Annotated in this window: 22 protein-coding genes; 13 read left to right on the forward strand and 9 right to left on the reverse strand. The window is 70.4% G+C overall.

Translation table 11 applies throughout. The annotated features are described in order from the left end of the window. Positions 1-10: 10 nt before the first annotated feature. From LGR69_RS10335 to coaA, 3 genes are all read left to right on the forward strand, one after another. A complete protein-coding gene (locus LGR69_RS10335; protein WP_007566162.1) occupies positions 11-958 on the forward strand; it encodes an aspartate carbamoyltransferase catalytic subunit in 948 nt (315 codons plus the stop codon). 156 nt (positions 959-1114) lie between these two features. Further along, on the forward strand, positions 1115-1438 hold the full coding sequence (locus LGR69_RS10340; protein ID WP_007566161.1) for a phosphoribosyl-ATP diphosphatase: 324 nt from the start codon (positions 1115-1117) through the stop codon (positions 1436-1438). Then, complete coding sequence (gene coaA / locus LGR69_RS10345; RefSeq protein ID WP_007566159.1) at positions 1435-2424, forward strand: type I pantothenate kinase; 990 nt, start codon at positions 1435-1437, stop codon at positions 2422-2424. The genes LGR69_RS10340 and coaA overlap by 4 nt, the downstream gene beginning before the upstream one ends. 4 nt (positions 2425-2428) lie before the next feature. Here coaA and thpR read toward each other — a convergent pair whose 3' ends face one another. Together thpR and LGR69_RS10355 are read right to left on the reverse strand one after the other, a co-directional pair. Then, on the reverse strand, positions 2429-2968 hold the full coding sequence (thpR, locus tag LGR69_RS10350; RefSeq protein ID WP_230365968.1) for an RNA 2',3'-cyclic phosphodiesterase: 540 nt from the start codon (positions 2966-2968) through the stop codon (positions 2429-2431). Continuing rightward, on the reverse strand, positions 2968-3567 hold the full coding sequence (locus tag LGR69_RS10355; protein ID WP_230365969.1) for an arylesterase: 600 nt from the start codon (positions 3565-3567) through the stop codon (positions 2968-2970). Before LGR69_RS10355 ends, thpR begins: the two co-directional genes overlap by 1 nt. A gap of 201 nt (positions 3568-3768) precedes the next feature. Here LGR69_RS10355 and LGR69_RS10360 point away from each other — a divergent pair, with 201 nt between their 5' ends. The 4 genes from LGR69_RS10360 (at position 3769) to LGR69_RS10375 (ending at position 9135) form a co-directional block, all read left to right on the forward strand. Continuing rightward, the gene (locus LGR69_RS10360; protein ID WP_370881357.1) at positions 3769-4470 is read left to right on the forward strand and encodes an ABC transporter ATP-binding protein; all 702 of its coding nucleotides are present in this window, start codon (positions 3769-3771) and stop codon (positions 4468-4470) included. Further along, the gene (locus LGR69_RS10365; protein ID WP_230365970.1) at positions 4470-7049 is read left to right on the forward strand and encodes an ABC transporter permease; all 2580 of its coding nucleotides are present in this window, start codon (positions 4470-4472) and stop codon (positions 7047-7049) included. Before LGR69_RS10360 ends, LGR69_RS10365 begins: the two co-directional genes overlap by 1 nt. A 317-nt stretch (positions 7050-7366) precedes the next feature. After that, entirely contained in the window at positions 7367-8143 is a 777-nt protein-coding gene (locus LGR69_RS10370; RefSeq protein ID WP_050731812.1) for a Bax inhibitor-1/YccA family protein, read from the forward strand. Between the two features lie 98 nt (positions 8144-8241). Beyond that, the gene (locus LGR69_RS10375; protein ID WP_230365971.1) at positions 8242-9135 is read left to right on the forward strand and encodes a dihydrodipicolinate synthase family protein; all 894 of its coding nucleotides are present in this window, start codon (positions 8242-8244) and stop codon (positions 9133-9135) included. Positions 9136-9139: 4 nt separating this feature from the next. Here LGR69_RS10375 and LGR69_RS10380 read toward each other — a convergent pair whose 3' ends face one another. Further along, positions 9140-9514: a DUF2794 domain-containing protein gene (locus LGR69_RS10380; protein WP_007566144.1), complete on the reverse strand. Its 375-nt coding sequence runs from the start codon at positions 9512-9514 to the stop codon at positions 9140-9142. A 377-nt stretch (positions 9515-9891) separates the two neighbouring features. On the opposite strand from LGR69_RS10380, the gene bluB reads away from it, so the two are divergent. Next, positions 9892-10545: a 5,6-dimethylbenzimidazole synthase gene (gene bluB / locus LGR69_RS10385; RefSeq protein ID WP_007566143.1), complete on the forward strand. Its 654-nt coding sequence runs from the start codon at positions 9892-9894 to the stop codon at positions 10543-10545. Between the two features lie 150 nt (positions 10546-10695). Then, the gene (locus LGR69_RS10390) at positions 10696-11205 is read left to right on the forward strand and encodes a L,D-transpeptidase (RefSeq protein ID WP_007566141.1); all 510 of its coding nucleotides are present in this window, start codon (positions 10696-10698) and stop codon (positions 11203-11205) included. 226 nt (positions 11206-11431) lie between these two features. Here LGR69_RS10390 and LGR69_RS10395 read toward each other — a convergent pair whose 3' ends face one another. The 3 genes from LGR69_RS10395 to LGR69_RS10405 all read right to left on the reverse strand — a co-directional run bounded on the left by LGR69_RS10395 (position 11432) and on the right by LGR69_RS10405 (position 12357). Beyond that, positions 11432-11638, reverse strand: coding sequence for a HEPN domain-containing protein (locus tag LGR69_RS10395; protein WP_230365972.1), 207 nt, complete (start codon positions 11636-11638; stop codon positions 11432-11434). Continuing rightward, positions 11635-11946 carry a nucleotidyltransferase family protein gene (locus LGR69_RS10400; RefSeq protein WP_230365973.1) on the reverse strand — a complete coding sequence of 104 codons (312 nt, stop codon included), beginning with the start codon at positions 11944-11946 and terminating at the stop codon, positions 11635-11637. Before LGR69_RS10400 ends, LGR69_RS10395 begins: the two co-directional genes overlap by 4 nt. Positions 11947-12048: 102 nt before the next feature. After that, positions 12049-12357: a cupin domain-containing protein gene (locus LGR69_RS10405; protein ID WP_230365974.1), complete on the reverse strand. Its 309-nt coding sequence runs from the start codon at positions 12355-12357 to the stop codon at positions 12049-12051. 211 nt (positions 12358-12568) lie between these two features. Here LGR69_RS10405 and LGR69_RS10410 point away from each other — a divergent pair, with 211 nt between their 5' ends. Next, complete coding sequence (locus LGR69_RS10410; RefSeq protein ID WP_230365975.1) at positions 12569-13579, forward strand: 2-keto-3-deoxygluconate permease; 1011 nt, start codon at positions 12569-12571, stop codon at positions 13577-13579. Between the two features lie 14 nt (positions 13580-13593). On the opposite strand, the gene LGR69_RS10415 is transcribed toward LGR69_RS10410, so the two are convergent. Continuing rightward, entirely contained in the window at positions 13594-13815 is a 222-nt protein-coding gene (locus LGR69_RS10415; protein ID WP_007566133.1) for a DUF1674 domain-containing protein, read from the reverse strand. Between the two features lie 56 nt (positions 13816-13871). Here LGR69_RS10415 and LGR69_RS10420 point away from each other — a divergent pair, with 56 nt between their 5' ends. The 3 genes from LGR69_RS10420 to LGR69_RS32030 all read left to right on the forward strand — a co-directional run bounded on the left by LGR69_RS10420 (position 13872) and on the right by LGR69_RS32030 (position 19190). After that, positions 13872-15251, forward strand: a complete 1380-nt coding sequence (locus LGR69_RS10420; RefSeq protein ID WP_307354631.1) for an RsmB/NOP family class I SAM-dependent RNA methyltransferase — start codon at positions 13872-13874, stop codon at positions 15249-15251. A gap of 597 nt (positions 15252-15848) precedes the next feature. Next, a complete protein-coding gene (gene thrS, locus LGR69_RS10425; protein ID WP_007566129.1) occupies positions 15849-17876 on the forward strand; it encodes a threonine--tRNA ligase in 2028 nt (675 codons plus the stop codon). A 273-nt stretch (positions 17877-18149) separates the two neighbouring features. Continuing rightward, positions 18150-19190, forward strand: a complete 1041-nt coding sequence (locus LGR69_RS32030) for a diguanylate cyclase domain-containing protein (RefSeq protein ID WP_307354632.1) — start codon at positions 18150-18152, stop codon at positions 19188-19190. 16 nt (positions 19191-19206) lie between these two features. Here the strand turns inward: LGR69_RS32030 and LGR69_RS10440 are convergent, their stop codons facing one another. Together LGR69_RS10440 and LGR69_RS10445 are read right to left on the reverse strand one after the other, a co-directional pair. Continuing rightward, complete coding sequence (locus tag LGR69_RS10440; RefSeq protein ID WP_230365976.1) at positions 19207-19635, reverse strand: hypothetical protein; 429 nt, start codon at positions 19633-19635, stop codon at positions 19207-19209. A gap of 80 nt (positions 19636-19715) precedes the next feature. After that, entirely contained in the window at positions 19716-19949 is a 234-nt protein-coding gene (locus LGR69_RS10445) for a DUF6894 family protein (RefSeq protein WP_007566123.1), read from the reverse strand. Positions 19950-20040: the final 91 nt, after the last annotated feature.

Consider the following 20040-nt stretch of genomic DNA (forward strand, 5'->3'; position numbering starts at 1 on the left):
CGGACTCATCATGACGACCTCCGCGCCCCCGGCCTTTCCGCACCGGCACCTCCTCGGCATCGAGGGGCTGACCCGGCCCGATATCGAGGCGCTGCTCGACGCGGCCGATGCCGCCGTCGACATCTCAAGGCAGGTCGAGAAGAAGCGCACGACGCTGCGAGGCCGCACACAGATCAACCTGTTCTTCGAGCCCTCGACCCGGACGCAATCCTCGTTCGAGCTCGCCGGCAAACGGCTCGGCGCCGACGTGATGAACATGTCGGTGGCCTCGTCCTCGGTGAAGAAGGGCGAGACCCTGATCGACACCGCTGCGACCCTCAACGCGATGCGGCCGGACATCATCGTGGTGCGCCACGAATCGGCCGGTGCGGTCCATCTGCTCGCCCGCAAGGTCGATTGCGCGGTGGTCAATGCCGGGGACGGCGCCCACGAGCACCCGACCCAGGCGCTGCTCGACGCGCTGACGATCCGCCGCAACAAGGGCCGGATCGAGGGCCTTCAGGTGGCGATCTGCGGCGACGTCCTGCACTCGCGGGTGGCGCGCTCGAACATCATCCTGCTGCAGGCGATGGGCGCGCGCGTGCGCCTGATCGCGCCCTCAACCCTGCTGCCCGCCGGGATCGAGCGTTTCGGCGTCGAGACCTTCACGAATATGCGCAAGGGCCTGGAGGGCTGCGACATCGTCATGATGCTGCGCCTCCAGCGCGAGCGCATGAACGGCTCGTTCGTGCCCTCCGTGAAGGAGTATTTCCACTATTTCGGCCTCGACGGCGAGAAGCTGGCGCTCGCCAAGCCCGACGCCCTGGTGATGCATCCCGGCCCGATGAATCGCGGCGTCGAGATTTCTTCCGAGATCGCCGACGGCGCGCAGTCGCTGATCCGCGAGCAGGTCGAGATGGGGGTGGCCGTGCGCATGGCCGTGCTGGAAGCGCTGGCCCGGCACCTGCCGAACAGCTGAGCCCGCCGTCCGACCCGATCGAAATCAAGCTTAAGTCGGACAAAGCCGGGACGCCTTCACCCGCGTGGCTTGCCCACAGGGCGGCCGTAGCGCAGTTTCCTGCCGAATACGGCCTCGGCCGAACCCGCAAGGCCGACCTCACATGCAGATCGCTTCATGACCGCCTACACGCTCGCCGACCTCGCCAAGCTCGTCGCGAGCCGCGCCGGGACCGATCCCGAGACGTCCTACACGGCCAAGCTGCTGTCCGAGGGGCCCGCCAAGGCGGCGAAGAAGCTCGGCGAGGAGGCCGTGGAGGCGGCCATCGCGGCGGTGCAGGGCGACAAGACCGGGCTCCGGAACGAGGCAGCGGACGTGCTCTATCACTTGGTCGTGCTGCTGAGGGCGGGCGGCGTCGAGCTCGACGCCGTCATGGCGGAGCTGGAGCGCCGCACCGCCCAGAGCGGGCTCGCCGAGAAGGCCGCGAGGCGCCCCGCGTGAACGCGGCCGCGCTGCCGGGCTCGGTCGAGGCGATCCTCGACGAATCGGATCGGCTCTCGCCCTATCGTCGCTTTAGCCGCGAGGAATGGGCGCAGCTGCGCGCCGACACGCCGCTGACCCTCAAGGCCGAGGATATCGAGCGGCTGCAATCGATCAACGACCCGATCTCGGTCGAGGAGGTGGTGGCGATCTACCTGCCATTGTCCCGGCTGCTCTCGCTCTACGTCGCGGCCACGCAGGGGCTGTTCAAGGCGACCCAGCGCTTCCTGCTGGCCGAGCGCGAGACCAAGGCGCCCTACATCATCGGCCTGGCCGGCTCGGTGGCGGTGGGCAAGTCGACCACCGCGCGCATCCTGGCCGCGCTGCTCGCGCGCTGGCCCAACACCCCGAAGGTCGACCTCGTCACCACCGACGGCTTCCTGCTGCCCAATGCCGAGCTGGCCCAGCACGGCCTGATGGAGCGCAAGGGCTTCCCGGAGAGCTACGACACCGCCTCGCTGCTGCGCTTCCTCCACGACGTGAAGGCTGGCCACAAGCGGGTGACGGCACCGCTCTACTCCCACCTAGTCTACGACCGGGTGCCCGGCGAGGAGCGGGTGGTGGAGAGCCCCGACATCCTGATCGTCGAGGGCCTGAACGTGCTCCAGCCCGCCCGCCTGCCGCGGGACGGCACCGCGATCCCGTTCGTCTCCGACTTCTTCGACTTCTCGATCTATCTCGACGGCCACGAGGACGATCTGCACCGCTGGTACGTCACCCGGTTCATGCGCCTGCGCCAGACCGCCTTCCGCGACCCGCGCTCCTACTTCCGCAAATACGCCGAGGTGCCCGAGCACGAGGCGCTCGACATCGCCGACCGGCTCTGGACCTCGATCAACCTGCCGAACCTGCGCGAGAACATTTTACCCACCCGCCAGCGCGCGAGCCTGATCCTGACCAAGGGCGCGAGCCACCGGATCGAGAGCGTGGCTTTGCGGCGGTTGTAACCGCTCACACGAATGGGAATTCGGCCTCCGCCAGGTAGGGTCCGCCCCCGGTCGATTCCTTCGCCGAGAACAGCGTCACCCGGTCGGCGGTGAAGGTCAGCGACGCGAAGGCCGGTCCTTGCGAGAGGTACATCGCCACCGCCTCCGGGCTGGCGTCGCGCCGCAGGCGGGCCAGCGTCACGTGTGGGGTGAACTTTCGGCGCTCCGGCTCGACGCCGGCCCGGCGCACCAGCCGCTCCTGTTCGGCCTGGAGGTCGATCAGGTCCGGGCTCGGCGCCACCGAGGCGTAGAGCGCCCGCGGCCGGTCGCCGCCGAAGATGCCGAGCCCGTCGAGCGTCACCGTCAGGGCGGCGCGCAGGCGCATCTCGGCCAGCGCCTCGAGCACGTCCTCGGCCACGGGGATCTCGACATCGCCGAGGAACCGCAGGGTGACGTGGTAATCGCCGGGTTCGATCCAGCGCGCACCCGGCAGGCCGCCCCGGAAGACCCGGAGCGCGTCCGCGATCTCGGGCGGCACGGCGAGCCCGGTGAACAGCCGCGGCATCAGCGCGACGCCCCCTGCCGGAGGCCCCGGAGAAAAGTCTCGACCGTGGGGAGGATCTGGGCCGCGATGGTCTCGACGCCCCGGGCGTTCGGGTGCAGCCCGTCATCGAGGTGCTGGGCGCGATCGCCGATGATCCCGTCCAGGAAGAACGGGTAGAGGATCAGGTCGTAGCGCTTGGCCAGCGTCGGGTAGATCGCGTCGAACCGCGCCTTGTAATCCGGCCCGAGATTGGGCGCGGCCTGCATGCCGGCCAGCAGAACCGGGATCCCGCGGGCCTTCAGCCGCTCGATGATCGCAGCGAGCGCCCCCTCGGTGACCTTCGGGTCGGTGCCGCGCAGCATGTCGTTGGCGCCGAGTTCCAGGATCACCCCGGCGGTCCCGTCCGGAACCGACCAGTCGACCCGGTCGAGCCCACCCGTTGCGGTGTCGCCGGAGACGCCGGCATTGGCCACCGTCACATCCGCGCCCTTGGCCTTGAGCAGGCGCTCCAGCACGGTCGGGAAGGCGGCGTCCGACGGCAGGCGGTAGCCGGCGGTGAGGCTGTCGCCGAGCGCCACGAGCTTGATCGGATCGGCTGATGCCGCGTGACTCTCTGTCATGAAAGGGAACACCAGACCCGCTAGCGCTGCGACAAACAGGGCGACCCGCCGGGCGCGGCGGGCGCCGTCATGGCGCGGCCCCAATGCGCCCCCCATATCGCGGTGCATCAACGGCCCGTGCAGCCAAGTTCGCAGCCAAGTTCGAAGCCAAGTCAGGACCTCGCGCGCCATGCTCGTCATCGCCCACAGATCGGCCGCCTCGTGAGCCACGACAAGGTGCTGCGCGAGCCGGCGATCGCGTTGTCCGACATCGATCTCAGCCTCGGCCGCGGCGCCGCGCGGGTCCACGTCCTGCGCGGCATCTCGCTCAGCGTCGATCGCGGCGAGGCGGTGGGGCTGGTCGGCCCCTCGGGCTCGGGCAAGTCGACCCTGCTGATGGTCATGGCCGGGCTGGAGCGGCCCGATTCCGGCGGCGTCGTGATCGAGGAGACCGACCTCGCCCGCCTCGACGAGGACGCGCTCGCCCGCTTCCGGGGCCGGCGCATCGGCATCGTGTTCCAGGCCTTCCACCTGGTCCCGACCATGACGGCCCTCGAGAATGTCGCGCTGCCGCTGGAACTCGCGGACCGGCCCGGCGCGCTGGAGCGGGCCCGCGCCGAGCTGGAGGCGGTCGGCCTCGGCCACCGGCTGCACCATTACCCGGCCCAGCTCTCGGGCGGCGAGCAGCAGCGCGTCGCCATTGCCCGGGCCGTCGCCCCCGATCCGGCGATCCTGGTGGCGGACGAGCCCACCGGCAATCTCGACGAGGCCACCGGCCGCCAGATCGTCGACCTGCTGTTCCGGCTCAAGCGCGACCGCGGCGCCACCCTCGTCCTCGTCACCCACGACAACGGCCTCGCGCGCCTGTGCGACCGCACCGTGCGCCTGCGCTCGGGCCGGATCGAGGAGGCGGTGACCGCCTGATGCACGGCACGATCCCGCGTCCCGAACCCGCGCCCCGGCGCATCCCGCTGACCCTGCGCCTCGCCCTCCGCGAGCTGCGCGCCGGCCTGTCCGGCTTCGGCGTGTTCCTGGCCTGCATCGCGCTGGGCGTCGCGGCGATCGCCGGCGTGGCCTCGATCTCGCGCTCGCTCTCCGACGGTCTCGGCCGGGAGGGGCGCCGGATCCTCGGCGGCGATCTCGCCTACAACCTCATCAACCGCGAGGCGACCGACCCGGAGCGGCAGGCCCTGGCCCGGGAGGGCCGGATCGACGCGGTGGCCTCCCTGCGGGCCATGGCGGTGGCGGGCAGCGGCGACGCCGCGCTGGTCGAGCTGAAGGCGGTCGACCCCGCGACCTACCCGGCGGCGGGCGAGCTCATCACCGACCCGCCGGGCCGGCTCGTCGATCTGCTGGCGGAGCGAGACGGTGCGCCGGGCGCCGTGGCGGACCCGGCCCTGCTCACCCGCCTCGACGTGAAGGTCGGCGACCGGATCACCCTGGCCGGCCACCCGGTGACGATCCGCGGCACGCTGACATCCGAGCCCGACAAGATCGCCGGCGGCATCGGCTTCGGCCCGCGGCTACTAATCTCGGAGCCGGCGCTGCGGGCGACCGGCCTCGTCCAGCCGGGCAGCCTCAACCGCTGGAGCTACCGCATCGTCCTGCCCAAGGACGCCGCCCGGGATTCGGACATCGACGCCGCGCAGACGCGGATCCGCGCCGCGACCCCGGAGGCGGGCTGGGAGATCCGGTCGCGCACCAACGCCGATCCCCGCTTCGCCAAGAGCATCGAGCGCTTCACCCAGTTCCTGACCCTGGTCGGTCTGACCGCGCTGATCGTCGGCGGGGTGGGCGTCGGCAACGCCGTCCACGCCTTCGTGGAGCGCAAGCGGCCGTCGATCGCCACGCTCAAGAGCGTCGGTGCGCCGGGCTCGCAGGTGGTCGCCCTCTACCTGACCCAGGTGATGCTGATCGCCGGGATCGGCACGCTGATCGGGCTCACCATCGGGGCGAGCCTGCCGTTCGTGCTGGACGCTCTGTTCTCCGCCGACCTGCCCCTGCCGCTGAACCCAACCCTGGCGCCGGCCGAGCTCGCGCTCGCCGCCGCCTACGGGCTGCTCACCGCCTTCGCGTTCGCGATCACGCCCCTGGGCCGCGCCCATGACGTGCCGGTCTCCGGCCTGTTCCGCGACACGGTCGACCCGGCCCGGGTCAGCCCGCGCTGGCGCTACCGGGTGTGGCTCGCCCTGAGTCTGGCGGCGCTCGTCGGCCTGTCGGTCGCCACGGCCTTCGACCGGCGGGTGGCACTGATCTTCATCGCCGCCGCGGCGATCGCCTTCGCGCTGCTGCACGGGGTGGCGCTCGGCCTGATGGCGCTCGCCCGCCGCCTGCCGCATCCGCGCTGGCCGGCGCCCCGGATGGCGCTGGCCAATCTCCATCGGCCCGGCGCCCTGACCCCGGCCATCGTGCTGTCGCTGGGTCTCGGGGTGACGCTGCTGGTCACCCTCAGCCTGATCGACGCCAATGTCCGCCGGACGATCAGCGCGACGCTACCGGCGCGGGCGCCGAACCTGTTCTTCCTCGACATCCCGTCCCGCGACGCGGCCGAGTTCCGGGCGTTCCTGGCGCGCTCGGCCCCCAACGGCAAGATCGAGGACGTGCCAATGATGCGCGGCCGGATCGTCGCCCTGAACGGCGTGCCGGCCAACAAGATCCGGCCCCCGGAGGACGCCGCCTGGGTCCTCGACGGCGACCGAGGCATCACCTACGCCGACACCGTGCCGGAGGGCTCGGCCCTCACCGAAGGCGCCTGGTGGAGCGCCGAGCAGGGCGCCAAGCCCCTGGTCTCGTTCGAGGCCGAGCTCGCGCGCCAGCTCGGGCTGAAGGTCGGCGACAGTGTCACCGTCAACGTGCTCGGCCGCGACCTGACCGCGACGATCTTCAACCTGCGCCGGGTGGAGTGGCGCAATCTCGGCATCAACTTCGTGATGGTGTTCTCGCCCGGCACCTTCCGCGGCGCACCGCATTCGGACCTCGCCACCCTGTCGCTTCCGGGGGGCACCGATGCGGGGGCCGAGAACCACATCCTGCGCGACGTCGCCAAGGCGTTTCCGTCGGTGAGCGCCGTACGGGTGAAGGACGCGCTGGACGCGATCGGCGACCTCGTCGGCCGCCTGGTCCTGGCGATCCGCGGGGCCAGCGCGGTGGCGGTACTGGCGAGCCTGTTCGTGCTGGCGGGCGCCATCGCGGCGGGCCATCGGGCCCGCCTCTACGACGCTGTGGTGCTCAAGGTGCTCGGCGCCAGCCGGGCCCGGCTGCTCACCGCCTACGCCATCGAATACGCGGCGCTGGGCCTCGCCACCGCCCTGTTCGGCCTCGCCGCCGGCAGCGTCGCCGGCTGGGTCATCGTCGCGAAGGTCATGCATCTCGACTTCCGCCTCGACCTGTGGGGCGCGCTGGTCGCCGCAACGGCCGCGGTGGCACTGGCGATCCTTCTCGGCCTGGCCGGCACCTGGCGCATCCTCGGCCAGAAGCCGGCGCCCTATCTTCGGCAGATCTAGGAGCCGGTTTTCATGGCCGGCCAGCCGGTCGCGGCGGGTGGTTAAGACTTCACCGCGAGTCATCGAAACGGTGTGACCCGGGCAACCGTCAGTCGAACCGACGACCGTGATCACGGGAATCCATTTTAATCCCTGCGATCATGGACAAAAATACATCGTCCGGGACCTGAAAAGCGGCCCGGCAACCGTGGCCGGGGACTTGTGCGGGGGACGGCCGCGCAACATATTCCTGTCCGAGGCGCCAGCCTGGCGCCAGAGGTCCTGCGTGGGCCTCGCCCGAAACACCACGCTGAGAGAGCCTCCGCAAGGAAACTCCCATGGCATTCGAGAACTCTCCCTTCCGGTACGGCGCCCAGCAGCCGTCCGGCTACGCTGGCGCGGGCAGCCAGGTCCAGGTCGATCAGGGCCTGCGGACCTTCATGCTCGGCGTCTACAACAACATGGTCGTCGGGCTCGGGATCTCCGGTCTCGTTGCCCTCGGCCTGAACATGGCGTCGGTCGCGGCCTACCAGGGTACGCGCCCGATCCTGACCCCCTTCGGTCAGACCCTCTACAACAGCCCGCTCAAGTGGGTCCTGATGCTCGCTCCGCTCGCGTTCATCTTCGTCTTCTCGATGCGGATGGACCGGATGTCGGCCTCGTCGGCCCGGACGATGTTCTGGGCCTTCGCGGCGGTGATGGGCGCCTCGATGTCCTCGCTTCTCCTGGTCTTCACCGGGGCGAGCGTGATCCAGGTGTTCTTTATCACGGCGGCGGCCTTCGGCTCGCTGAGCCTGTACGGCTACACGACTCAGCGTAGCCTGTCGGGCATGGGCTCGTTCCTGATGATGGGCCTGATCGGCATCATCCTGGCGTCGCTCGTGAACATCTTCTTCGCGTCGTCGGCCCTGCAGTTCGCCATCTCGGTGCTCGGCGTGCTGATCTTCGCGGGCCTCACCGCCTACGACACACAGAAGCTCAAGGAGATGTATCTCTACGGCGGCTTCGACGGAGAGATGGCGGCCAAGATGTCGGTGAACGGCGCCCTGACCCTCTATCTCGACTTCATCAACATGTTCCAGTTCCTGCTGAGCCTGATCGGCGACCGCCGCTAGGCCCTGATAGAGACCGGACTTGATCGGAAGCCCCGGCGGGAAACCGCCGGGGCTTCTTTTTGTCTGTACTGCCATTCGCCAGCCGCTAACGTGCCGGCATGCTGTCGATCTCCGGCCTCTCCGCCTTCCCGATCACCCCCAGCGACGCCGAGGGCCGCGTCGATGAAACGGGCCTGCGCCGGCTTTTAGAGCGGCTCGCGGAGGCGCAGGTCGATTCGATCGGGCTGCTCGGCAGCACCGGCACTTACGCCTACCTGTCCCGGGACGAGCGCCGCCGCGCCGTGACCATCGCCGCCGAGGTGGTCGGCGGCCGGGTGCCGATCCTGGTCGGAATCGGGGCGCTGCGCACCGACGAGGCGATCCGCTTGGCCCGGGACGCCCGGGCAGCCGGCGCCGATGCCGGGCTGCTGGCCCCGGTCTCCTACACGCCGCTCACCGACGATGAGGTGTTCCGGCATTTCGAGGCCGTGGCAGGCGAGGGCGGCCTGCCTCTGGTGATCTACGACAACCCGGCGACCACGCATTTCCGTTTCTCCCCGGACCTGATCGGCCGGATCGCGCGCCTGCCCGGTTTCGTGGCGGCCAAATGTCCCGCGCCGGCGCCGGAGGCTGCCGTGGCCGGGGTTTCGGCTCTCAGGGACGCGGTTCCCGCCGGTTTTCCCCTCGGGGTTAGCGGCGACTGGAATGCGACCGCGGCTCTGATCGCCGGCGGCACGGCCTGGTTCAGCGTGGCGGGCGGCCTGTTCCCGAAGACCTGCCTGGCGATCACGCGCGCCGTCCAGGCCGGCGACATCGCGCAGGCCCGGAGGCTGAATGCGGAACTCGCACCGCTCTGGGCGCTGTTCCAGACCTATTCGAGCCTGCGGGTGGTCTATGCGCTCGCCGAGTCCCTCGGCCTGTGCCGGGCCGAGCCGCCGCGGCCGATCCTGCCGCTGGCGCCCGCGATCCGGGACGAGATCGTCGCCACCGTCCGGACCTTGAACCTCGCCTGAGACCTCAGACGGCGCGCGGCGGCGGCTCCAGCACGGCGAGAACCCGGGCCAGCTCGGTCCCGCGCTTCATCACGAGGCCGCTGGCGGCGATGACCGCGTAGGCGCCCTGGCGGCGGGCGAGCTTCGGATCCTTCTCGATCCGGTAGAGCGGCATCTCGGAGCTGCGGCGGTAGATCGAGAACACCGCCTTGTCCCGGCGGAAATCCATCGCGTAGTCGCGCCACTCGCCGGCGGCGACCTGCCGGCCGTAGAGGTTGAAGATCGTGCGCAGCTCGTCCCGGTTGAAGGCGATCTGCGGGGGTTCCGCACGGGCGGGAAACGGAATGACATGGCCCGCCGCATCGTCGGGCCGCGACCCCGCGCTCGTCCGCTCCGTCATCATCACTCCGTGGCGCTCATGCTTTGCCGGATGATGGCCCCCGCCGCCGCGCCCCGCAAGGGTGGTCGCGGCGGGTCTCCGTGTCGCGTGAGACACAGGCCAGCGGCAAAAAACACGGTTCCGCCCGATTTGTGCCTTTTGCGAGCCGCGTTGCGGTGGCACAACAATCGCTGAACCTCGCCGGGTTTTGCCTGGCCGGCGACCGTAACCCAGCTCCCCAGCCTTCGGTCACCGGTCGGGATCCCAGGATTCGGCACTCCGAGGTTTCGAGACCCAATGACTTCAGGCCGCCCCTCCGGGCGGCCTTTTTTATGATTCTCCCGGCCGCCGGACCGGATGGCCGTCTTTCCGTCTCCCGTTGACCGCGGGATACAGGTATGGCGAGCCGCATCATGGGTCCGCCCGCCTTCGACGACGCCTTCATCCAGACGCTCGACACGCTGTTCGCGTGGCGCCGCGACGTGCGCCGCTTCCGGCCGGACGCGGTCGATCCGGATCATCTGCGCGCCTGCCTGGCCGCCGCCCATCGGGCGCCCTCGGTGGGCAACAGCCGGCCCTGGCGCTTCGTCCGCGTGTCGGACCCGGCCCGGCGCGCCGCCGTCGCGCAGGACTTCTCCCGCTGCAACGCCGCCGCCGCCACGGTTTACGACGCCGCGCGGGCGGCGCGCTACCGGACGCTCAAGCTCGCCGGGCTGAACGAGGCACCGGAGCACCTCGCGGTGTTCTGCGACGATTCCACCGAGACCGGCCTCGGTCTCGGCCGGGCCAGCATGCCGGAGACCCTGGCCTATTCGGTGGTCGGGGCGGTGCAGTGCTTCTGGCTGGCGGCGCGGGCGCGCGGGCTCGGCGTCGGCTGGGTCTCGATCCTGGAGCCCGCTTGCGTCACCGAGATCCTGGCCGTGCCGGCGACCTGGCGGCTCGTCGCCTATCTCTGCGTCGGCCACCCGGTCGAGGAGCATCTGGATCCGGAACTGGAGCGGCACGGCTGGCAGGTCGAAGACCCGCGCGGCGCAGCGTTGATCGAGCGCTGATCCGTCGAGATCCCGGATTTACGCTACTCCTTTACCCTCCCCAAGACTTCCCGGGATCAATGCCGCATCAACCATAGCTTTTCGTGGAACGGCAAGCGCGGCCGTGGATTACTGGCCCGCATGATCTCTTGCTTGTCGAGGAAGTCGGTGATGTCGGGTCGGGTGGCGGCTTTATTCGGGATGGCCGGCGCGATGCTGGCGGGGTGCTTCGGGACGGCCCAGGCCCGGGAGGTGGTGCCGTTCCAGAACGGCGTCGCACCGGGCTCGGTGGTGATCAGCGTGTCCCAGCGCAAGCTCTACCTGGTGAACGGCGACGGCACCGCGATCCGCTATCCCGTCGCGGTGGGCCGGCCCGGCAAGCAATGGTTCGGCACGGCGTCCATCGACGGCAAGTACGTCGCCCCGGCCTGGTCGCCGCCGGCCGAAGTGAAGCGCGACAACCCGCGGCTGCCGAACCTCATCGCCGGCGGCTCGCCGAACAACCCGATGGGCGCCGCCGCGATGACGCTGGCCGGCGGCGAATACGCCATCCACGGCACCAACCGGCCGAGCTCGGTCGGCACCTACGCCTCCTACGGCTGCATCCGCATGTACAATCAGGACGTGGTCGATCTCTACGCCCGGGTCGATGTCGGCGCCCAGGTCTACGTGACCCAGTGAGGATCGGAGCAACGGCGTGATCAGGTCGCCGTGGTGACATGGCGCGTCACGGCTTCCACGCGAGCCTCCGCACCGTCAAGATGGCGTTCGAGGTCTGCCTTGGAGGTTAGCGGCTCGGCCGTGAGGGGATCATCCGTCGGGTAACGGAAGGCGGTCGCCCACGGCGTCAGACCCGCGAGCGGCCTCGCCTGTTCACGGAACGGATTGGCGATCGGTATCAGCCTGGTCAGAGCGTCGAGATCAGGGCCGGCCCCACGGCCGCGCGGATACCGAATGCCCTCCGCCACAAGACCGCTTCGGCGGCCTTCCCGACGGCCTGATGGACGTGGAACGCGACATCCTCGAGTTCGGGCGGATCGAGCAGCAGGCGTCGCGCCGAGCGCGTATCCTGCTGGGCCTTCCGGATTGATGCGCCCGGATCCGACGCGCTCACGGCGCACTCTCCAACGCCTTGTCGTACAGGACGAGACCGTCCTGCGCGGCGTCATAGGCGAGCGCGTTGACGTCGCGACGGGTGCCCTCGAATACGCTCCTGCGCATCGGCACCACCTGGATCGACGCGCCGAAGTCGCGCACGGCCGCCCACAGGAAGCCCGGCGTATAGTTGCCCGGCGGGATGTCGTCGTTCAGCAGGATGCACAGATCCCAGTCGCTGCCGCGTCGTGGTCCCCGCGCGCCCGGCTTCCGAACAGGATCACGCGCTCGCCGCGGCGAGCGGCGTCGACAGCCTGTCCCGGGCAAGCGCGTGGCTCATGATGCATGATGAACAACATGCCGCGCCGATGCGCAGGCGCGCGCCGACGCCCGAGCCACGGCGCGCGCAGATCGGGCGGCCGCTGTGCCCTACTTGGCCGGCGGCGCAGTCGCCTCCACGGCCGTGAAGGTCTCCAAAATCCGATAGGTGTGCTCCGCGCCGGCCGGCACGCAGTAGGAATCGCCCGCCGCGAGCGCGACCGTCTCGCCGCCGACCACCAGCTCGGCCCGGCCGCTGATGACGTAGCCCACAGTCTCGTGCGGCGAGGACGTCATCGGCTTGTCGGCGTTCGGCTCCTCGGCCCGCCACATCCGCATCCCGAGCCGCTCGCCGCGGGCAAGCGCGATCTCGCCACGCGGTCCCGCGGCCGCGCCGTGAGCCGATACCTTCGTCGCCATCTGAGCCTCCTGGTGATGAACGAGCCCAACGGCGCCCGCCGCGCGACGTTCCGCGCCTGGTGTCGCGGCCACGGCCCGGACCGCCGCTTGACGGCCCGCGGCTCGCAGCAACAGGATGTCGCACCGGTCCAAACAGGCGCCCGACAGAGGCGTGGGCCGGCACGACGCCCGGGATCCGGCGCGTCGGCGAACCAACCGGAGGGAACGCGCCATGCAGATCAAGGCGGCGATCGACAGGATTCCCGGCGGCCTGATGCTGGTCCCACTCCTGCTCGGCGCCCTGTGCAAGACGTTCACGCCGGGTGCCCCGGCCTATTTCAAGGGCTTCACGCAGGGCATCATGACCGGCGTGATCCCGATCCTGGCGGTCTGGTTCTTCTGCATGGGCGCGTCGGTCAGCCTGAAGGCCACCGGCACGGTCCTGCGCAAATCCGGCACCCTGGTGGTGACCAAGCTGCTCTCCGCCTGGGTGATCGTGCTGGTCGCGTCGCTGTTCATCCCGCCCGAGGGCATCCAGACCGGGTTCTTCGCGGGCCTGTCGATCCTCGCGATCGTGTGCGCGATGGATATGACCAATGGCGGCCTCTACGCCTCGCTGATGCAGACCTATGGCAGCCGCGAGGAGGCCGGCGCCTTCATCCTGACCTCGATCGAGTCCGGGCCGCTGATGAGCATGATCATCCTCGGCGCCTCCGGGGCGGCGCATTTCGAGCCGCAGATCTTCATCGGCGCGGTGCTGCCGTTCCTCGTCGGCTTCCTGCTGGGCAATCTCGATCCGAAGCTGCGCGCCTTCCTCGCGCCGGGCAGCCAGCTGATGATCCCGTTCTTCGCTTTCGCGCTCGGCAACACGGTCGATCTCAACAACCTGCTCTCGCCGCTGGCCGGGCTCGGGATCGTCCTGGCGCTGGCCGTCATCGTGCTCACCGGGATCCCGCTGATCCTGGCCGACAAGGCCATCGGCGGCGGCACCGGGACGGCGGGGCTCGCGGCCTCGTCCACCGCGGGCGCGGCCGCCGCCAACCCGCTGGCGATCGCGGCCGTGGCACCGCAATTCGCTCCGGTGGCGCAGACCGCCACCGTGCTGGTGACGATCTGCATCATCGTCACCTCGATCCTCGTGCCGATCCTGACCGGGCTCTGGTACCGACGGTTCGGGGCGGGCGCCGCGGAGGCCCGGCCCGAACCGCCGCCGGTGGTCTATGGCGGCGTCGCGGCCGAGTAGGGCGGCCGCCGGGCTCAGAAATCGACCGCGAGGCCCTTCACTTCCCAATCCTGGTAGCGGACCGGCTCCAGGCCGCCGCGACCCAGGCGCTCCGGGGTCGCGCGGATCTCGGCCGCGCGGGCGTCGATCGCGGCGCGGCGCTCGGCCGCCTCGGCCAGCGCACGCTCCGCCGCGGGGCTGAGCGTGCGCGGGGTGGCCGCGTCTTCGGTCACGTCATGTCCGTTCGGGTCTTGCATCGCGGTCGCTCGGGTGTGAGGGCGTGAGTCTGAAGGCAATCGGGTCAGGAGTAGAAGTGGCATCGCGGGACACAGGTCGCAACACGCGGGGCGAGACATCGACGGGCACGAGCGCGCCCGACACGGCGGGCCTCGGCGCGCGCCGGGCCGCCCTGCAGGCGGTGGCCGAGATCATCGGCCAGGAGCGCCCCCCGGCCCTGGAGGAGACCCTGGCGCTGGCGATCCGGGCGGAGACCCTGAACCCGGCCGACGCGGCCCTGGCCCGGGCGATCGCGGTGGCGACCTTCCGGCGCTACGGGCTGATCCGCGCCGCCCTGGCGGCCCGGCTGGAGCGTGGCCTGCCGGTCGAGAAGCCGCGGCTCACGGCGCTGCTCGCCACCGCCACCGCTCAGATCCTCGACCTCGCGGTCCCCGATCATGCCGCCGTCGATTGCGCCGTGCGGCTCGCCAAGGGGGACAATCGCACCGCCCATCTCGCCGGACTGGTCAACGCGGTCCTGCGCCGGATCGCCCGGGAGCGCGACGCGATCCTGGCCGATTCCGCCGACGCGCTCGCCGTCAACACGCCCGACTGGCTCGCCCGCCGCTGGGCCGCGGCCTACGGGCCGGAGCGGGCTGCCGCCATCGCGCGGGCGCATCTCGCGGGCGCGGCGATCGACCTGACCCCGCGCGGGGACGCCGCCGCCTGGGTCGAGCCGCTCGGCGCGGTGCGTCTGCCGACCGGCTCCCTGCGGCTGCCGGAGAACGGCCCGGCAATCCCCGACCTGCCGGGATTCCAGGAGGGCGCCTGGTGGGTGCAGGACGCCGCCGCGGCGATCCCGGCCCGGTTGCTCGCCCCGCAGCCCGGCACCCGCGTCCTCGACCTCTGCGCCGCCCCCGGCGGCAAGACGATGCAGCTCGCCGCCACCGGCGCACAGGTCACGGCCGTCGACCGCTCGGCGCCCCGGCTGGAGCGCCTGCGCGAGAACGTCGCCCGGCTCGGCCTCGACGTCACCATCGCGGTGGCCGACGCCCTGGCCCTGGAGGCGCAGGACCACGACGCCGTGCTGCTCGACGCGCCCTGCTCGGCCACCGGCACGATCCGGCGCCACCCGGACGTGGCCTGGACCAAATCCGAGGCCGATATTGCCCGGCTGGCGACGCTCCAGGCGAAGCTCCTCGACCACGCGGCCGGGCTGGTCCGCCCGGGCGGACGGCTGGTCTACTGCACCTGCTCGCTGGAGCCCGAGGAGGGCGAGGCCCAGATCGCGGCCTTCCTGACCCGCGACGCCCGATACCGGCGTGTGCCGGTCCAGCCGGAGGAGGTCGGCGGCGCGGCCGAGATGATCGACGGTAACGGCGACCTGCGCACCCTGCCGTGCCACCTACCGGACGTCCCGGGCGCCCGCGGCGGCCTGGACGGCTTCTTCGCGAGCCGGCTCGAACGCGTGGGGTGAGGCGGGCCGGCCATTTGGAAAGTCGAGGGGCGTTACCGAAGCCGGCGTTGCCGCGCTCCATCGCCGATCTGCGCTGTCACGGTCGCAGGACAAAACGCCGTGTCAGTTCGAGGTGCAGCAGGCCCGCCCGCACTTCAATGCCACAGGGCGTCCAAGATTTTGATACGTGGGCGCTTTCGGGTTCCCGAGCTTTGCTGGGCGGCCGCAATATCGGCGGGCCGGGATCCGGATGTTCGCGCAAATCCCCCACGCCCAACCTGGACAAGGTTCCGGATTTGTCCTTGCCCGCCATCATCCGGTTATCGATGCCGCACGGGTCATCACGCGAGACGATGGTCCCGCGCCGGCCCGTCCAGGACGATGCGGCGGCCGATTGTAAGAGCACGGCGCTGACTGGGGCTTTGGAGCCGTCTCGGCCGCGAGCCGGCTTGGCCCGCCCCGGACGGCGCCGGAGGATGGCGTCCACAGGGGTAGCTGCACTGCGCGCCATTCCCTCGCCAAGGAAAAAAATTCGGTCTACACGGCCGCTCCCCGAAGACGGACCCTGACAACGCTTACCTGCTGCGTATGCAGGACTGAGCCTGGAGAGCCTGAGCCATGCCGATTCTTACCTTCCCCGACGGCAACACGCGGGAGGTCGCCGCCGGCACCACCGGCCGCAGCGTGGTCGAGGGCATCGCCAAGTCGCTGGCCAAGCGCACCGTCGCGATGGCGCTCGACGGCACCGTCACCGACCTCGACGATCCGATCGCCCAGGACGCCCGCATCGAGTTCCTGGACCGGACCGACCCGCGCAGCCTGGAACTGATCCGCCACGATTGCGCGCACGTGCTGGCCGAGGCCGTTCAGAGCCTGTGGCCGGAGACGCAGGTGACGATCGGCCCGGTGATCGAGAACGGCTTCTACTACGATTTCTATCGCGAGACCCCGTTCACGCCGGAGGACTTCCCGAAGATCGAGGCGAAGATGCGGGAGATCATTTCTCGCGACGCACCCTTCACCAAGGAGGTCTGGACGCGCGAGGACGTGCGCGGGCTGTTCGAGGGCAAGCAGGAGAAGTTCAAGGTCGAGCTGGTCGACGCGATCCCGCCCGGCGAGGATCTCAAGATCTACCGGCAGGGCGAATGGTTCGACCTGTGCCGTGGCCCGCACATGACCTCCACCGGGAAGGTCGGCACCGCCTTCAAGCTCATGAAGGTCGCGGGCGCCTATTGGCGGGGTGATTCGAACAACCCGATGCTCACCCGCATCTACGGCACGGCCTGGGCGAACCAGGCCGATCTCGACGGCTACCTGCACCGGCTCGAGGAGGCCGAGCGCCGGGACCACCGCCGGCTCGGCCGGGAGATGGACCTGTTCCACTTCCAGGAGGAGGGGCCGGGCGTCGTCTTCTGGCACGCCAAGGGCTGGACGATCTTCCAGGAGCTGATCGCCTATATGCGGCGGCGGCTCCGGGGGGACTACGCCGAGGTCAACGCCCCGCAGATCCTCGACAAGGCCCTGTGGGAGACTTCCGGCCACTGGGGCTGGTACCGCGAGAACATGTTCGCCGCGCAATCGGCGGGCGACGAGGCCGAGGACAAGCGCTGGTTCGCCCTCAAGCCGATGAACTGTCCGGGCCACGTGCAGATCTTCAAGCACGGCCTGAAGTCCTACCGGGACCTGCCCCTGCGGCTCGCCGAGTTCGGCGTGGTCCACCGCTACGAGCCGTCCGGCGCCATGCACGGGCTGATGCGCGTGCGCGGCTTCACGCAGGACGACGCCCACGTCTTCTGCACCGAGGACCAGCTCGCGGACGAGTGCCTGAAGATCAACGACCTAATCCTCTCGACCTACGCGGATTTCGGCTTCGACCAGATCGTCGTGAAGCTCTCGACGCGGCCGGAGAAGCGCGTCGGCTCGGACGCGCTCTGGGACCACGCCGAAGACGTGATGACCCGGGTGCTGACGCAGATCGAGGCGCAGTCGGCCGGCCGGATCCGCACGGAGGTCAATCCGGGGGAGGGCGCGTTCTACGGGCCCAAATTCGAGTACGTCCTGCGCGACGCCATCGGCCGCGACTGGCAATGCGGGACCACGCAGGTGGATTTCAACCTGCCCGAGCGGTTCGGCGCGTTCTACATCGATGCCGACGGCGCCCGGAAGCCGCCCGTGATGGTGCACCGGGCGATCTGCGGCTCGATGGAGCGGTTCACCGGCATCCTGATCGAGCATTTCGCCGGGCATTTCCCGCTCTGGCTGTCGCCGGTCCAGGTGGTGGTGGCGACGATCACCGGCGAGGCCGATGCCTATGCCCGGGATGTCGTGCGTGCCCTGGAACGGGCCGGCCTGCGGGTCGAGGCCGATCTGCGCAACGAGAAGATCAACTACAAGGTCCGGGAGCACTCCCTCGCCAAGGTGCCGGTGCTGCTGGCGCTGGGCCGCCGCGAGGCCGAGGAGCGCACGGTCTCGATCCGTCGGCTCGGGAGCCAGCAGACCCGGACGTTGCCGCTCACGGAGGCGGTGGCAGCCTTCGTCGACGAGGCCACCGCCCCGGATCGCCGCCGGGCGGAAGCCGTGGCCGACACGGTCCCGACCAGCGACACCGTCCTCGACGGGCATCACGGCGTCCACGACGCCCCTTGAGGCTTCGACGCCGACGATCGCCGCCGCACCGAGAGGAGGCGGCGCGCCAATAGAGACGACCCCAGCCCCGCGGTGCCGAACCGCGGGGTTTTTTGTTGGAGCGAACCTGCGCGTGGCCGAGGCCGGCAGGAATTCGTGCCGCGATGGACGCGGCTGCCTCGATGACCGAGCTTCCTTGAGCGAAACATAATCTCGTCAAGGTTGGCGAAAGGAATCCCATTCTATGACCGCGCAGGGACAGTCTTCGGCGGGGCGTTCGGCCGTGAGCGGGGCTTGGGCTCGGCCGGGCGCCTGAAGGGGGTTCGCCATCATGGCGCGAGCGAACGGGTTTCGGCGCGGCTGCCACGGCGCGAGCGGGAGGCGATCGTCATCCCCCGTCCCTACGGGCTCTGCCGGGACCGGCGGCTCGGCACCCGGATCATGCGGGCCCTGGACAGCCTGCCGCACGGCTTCTGCCTGTTCGATGCCGGAGACCGCCTGCTCTTCGCCAATGCCGGCTACCGGCGCATCTTCGGCCAGCCCGCCGGGCAACTCCGTCCCGGCATGCACGCCCGGACGCTCATCGCGCTCAACGCCGCCAAGGGCCTGAAGGCCGAGCGGGATCCGGCGCAGATCTGGGCGGAGCGGTCCCGGGCCCTGGCCCGGCGCGACCCTGGCACAGAGTTGCAGACGCTCACGGACGGGCGCCAGATCGCCCTGGCGCTTCAGCCGCAACCGGGCGGGGGCTGGCTCGCCCTCTACGAGGACGTCACCGAGCGCCGAAAAGCGGAGTCGCTGCTGCGCCACAGGGCCCATCACGACCCCCTGACCGGCCTGCCCAACCGCTACCTGTTCGAGGCGCGGCTCGACCAGGCCACGGCCGAGCCCACCGGCCGGGGCTGCGCCCTGCTGTGCATCGACCTCGACGGGTTCAAGCCGGTCAACGACCTCTACGGCCACGCCGCCGGCGACGCGCTGCTCCGGCAGATGGCCGGGCGGCTCCAGGAGGGTCTCGGCGACCGGGATACCGCCGCACGGCTCGGCGGCGACGAGTTCGTCCTGCTCCTAGACGAGGCTCCGGCCTCCACCGTGCTCGATCGGGCGCAGCGTCTCCACGCACGTCTCACCGAACCCTACGATGTCGGCGCCGGGCAGCCGGTGCTGATCGGGGCCGCGATCGGCATTGCCCGCGCGCCGCAGCACGCCTGCCAGGCGCAGGCGCTGTTCGAGCAGGCCGACGCGGCGATGTACCGGGCCAAGCGGCTCGGCCATCCCTGCCTGTGGAGCGACGCGCTGTCCTCCGGCCCGGTCCGGGTTGCCGAAGGGGTGGTGTGAACGCCGGCGATGCGGCTCAGCGGGCCTTGTCGTGCTCCGCGAGGCCCACCGCCTTGTAATCGTAGGTCGGGTAGAACTCGGTCCGGTAGGCGCCCCAGGCGGTGTCCTCCAGGACGCGGTTGATCTCGCGCAGCCGGGTGGCGGGCAGCCGCAGGGTGATGATCTGCCCGATCCCCATGACGACGTTCCACGAGACGATCTCGATGCCGGGCGGCGGGAAGGCCTTGTAGAAGCCCTGCTTGGCGAGCTGCTCGTTCAGCTCGGCCAGGGGCCGCGACTGGTCGTGCCGGAGGAAGACCGTCAGCAGGATCGCGTTGTCGGGCGTCGCCACGGCCGAGCCGGCCTGCGGTGGCGGCGTCGTCTGGGTCGCGGCCGGCCCGGCGGCGGACACCAGCAGGACGAGGGCCGCCAGGGCCGATCCAGTCGTGATCCTCGAGCGTCCCATACAGCCTCCTGATCGTGAGCGAACCGACACGGCACCAACGCGCGCAGGATTGCTTCCGTCGCGACCCGGCGCCCCGGCTTTCAGCCGGGCTCGACATCGTAAGACAGGCGCAGCCGCAGGCGGACGGTTCCCTGCTCGTCCCGGACGGCGATCACGTAATCCTGGCGCACCTGCGGATCCGAGAGCCCCTGCGCGATCCGAGTCATCATGCGGACCGCCTGGTCCCGCGCGGCGGCGAGATCGGGCAGATCGACACCCGTCTGATCACGAACCAGATTGGTGCCGTCATGGAGATCGATAAAGTATCGGGGCACGGATTGTGGCTCTGGACGCGCGTTCGCTCGCCAGCTTCGTGCTACGTTGTTTCTACGTAGTGTCCAGCCGGCGTCGCCTGTGTCGCACCCG

This window comes from Methylobacterium brachiatum (assembly GCF_020523825.1).
Lineage (GTDB): Bacteria > Pseudomonadota > Alphaproteobacteria > Rhizobiales > Beijerinckiaceae > Methylobacterium > Methylobacterium brachiatum.

Excerpts from the sequence above, each read along its gene's own strand:
- LGR69_RS10370 (WP_050731812.1), top strand. The coding sequence starts at position 7,367 with ATGGCATTCGAGAACTCTCCCTTCCGGTACGGCGCCCAGCAGCCGTCC.
- thrS (WP_007566129.1), top strand. The coding sequence starts at position 15,849 with ATGCCGATTCTTACCTTCCCCGACGGCAACACGCGGGAGGTCGCCGCC.
- LGR69_RS10365 (WP_230365970.1), top strand. The coding sequence starts at position 4,470 with ATGCACGGCACGATCCCGCGTCCCGAACCCGCGCCCCGGCGCATCCCG.
- thpR (WP_230365968.1), bottom strand. The coding sequence starts at position 2,968 with ATGCCGCGGCTGTTCACCGGGCTCGCCGTGCCGCCCGAGATCGCGGAC.
- bluB (WP_007566143.1), top strand. The coding sequence starts at position 9,892 with ATGGCGAGCCGCATCATGGGTCCGCCCGCCTTCGACGACGCCTTCATC.
- LGR69_RS10405 (WP_230365974.1), bottom strand. The coding sequence starts at position 12,357 with ATGGCGACGAAGGTATCGGCTCACGGCGCGGCCGCGGGACCGCGTGGC.
- LGR69_RS10340 (WP_007566161.1), top strand. The coding sequence starts at position 1,115 with ATGACCGCCTACACGCTCGCCGACCTCGCCAAGCTCGTCGCGAGCCGC.
- LGR69_RS10440 (WP_230365976.1), bottom strand. The coding sequence starts at position 19,635 with ATGGGACGCTCGAGGATCACGACTGGATCGGCCCTGGCGGCCCTCGTC.
- LGR69_RS10335 (WP_007566162.1), top strand. The coding sequence starts at position 11 with ATGACGACCTCCGCGCCCCCGGCCTTTCCGCACCGGCACCTCCTCGGC.
- LGR69_RS10415 (WP_007566133.1), bottom strand. The coding sequence starts at position 13,815 with ATGCAAGACCCGAACGGACATGACGTGACCGAAGACGCGGCCACCCCG.
- LGR69_RS10410 (WP_230365975.1), top strand. The coding sequence starts at position 12,569 with ATGCAGATCAAGGCGGCGATCGACAGGATTCCCGGCGGCCTGATGCTG.
- LGR69_RS10375 (WP_230365971.1), top strand. The coding sequence starts at position 8,242 with ATGCTGTCGATCTCCGGCCTCTCCGCCTTCCCGATCACCCCCAGCGAC.
- LGR69_RS10380 (WP_007566144.1), bottom strand. The coding sequence starts at position 9,514 with ATGACGGAGCGGACGAGCGCGGGGTCGCGGCCCGACGATGCGGCGGGC.
- LGR69_RS10390 (WP_007566141.1), top strand. The coding sequence starts at position 10,696 with ATGTCGGGTCGGGTGGCGGCTTTATTCGGGATGGCCGGCGCGATGCTG.
- LGR69_RS10355 (WP_230365969.1), bottom strand. The coding sequence starts at position 3,567 with ATGACAGAGAGTCACGCGGCATCAGCCGATCCGATCAAGCTCGTGGCG.